The sequence below is a fragment of the Shigella sp. FC1544 genome, assembly GCF_001722145.1.
In the GTDB taxonomy this organism is placed as follows: domain Bacteria; phylum Pseudomonadota; class Gammaproteobacteria; order Enterobacterales; family Enterobacteriaceae; genus Escherichia; species Escherichia coli.
This window is the reverse complement of the sequence record NZ_MECT01000446.1, coordinates 1-452: the sequence shown is the minus strand read 5'-3', so window position 1 is coordinate 452 and position 452 is coordinate 1. Positions and strand designations below refer to the sequence as shown.

The window sequence follows — 452 nt, the reverse complement described above, 5'->3', positions numbered from 1 at the left end:
GGGTTCCATATGTTTCGCGAGTGCGGATATGTGCCACCTTAATCTCCAGTTTTAGCCGCTCATCACTTTGTTTTCTGTCTGAGGGTTCATGCTGTACCCGGTCGTAATAACCGCTCCTGGATACACCAGGTACCCGACACATCGCTTCAACAGGGAATTGTTGTCGCCATTGTTCGACTAACGCGTATTTTTCAGCGACTCCTGGGCAAAATACGCTGTTGCTTTTTTTAATATATCTCGCTCAAGTCGTGCTTCATTTAAAGCCTTACGCAGTTGCATAACTTCAGATTCCAGCTCAGCCACTGTGCGGGAGCCTGGTGTATTGAGCCCTTTTCTTGCGGCGGTAACCCATTGTCCTAAAGTGCCTTCAGGAACAGATAATCGGGAAGCGCCTTCACTGATCGAAAGCTGATTTTCAGGAACCGTTTTGACGGCTTCGGCTTTAAACTCCG

Annotated in this window: 1 pseudogene; it reads right to left on the bottom strand. The window is 48.2% G+C overall.

Features of this window, described 5'->3' with window-relative positions:
- A pseudogene (locus tag BGK49_RS27995) lies at positions 1-452 on the bottom strand (transposase); the annotation flags it as partial.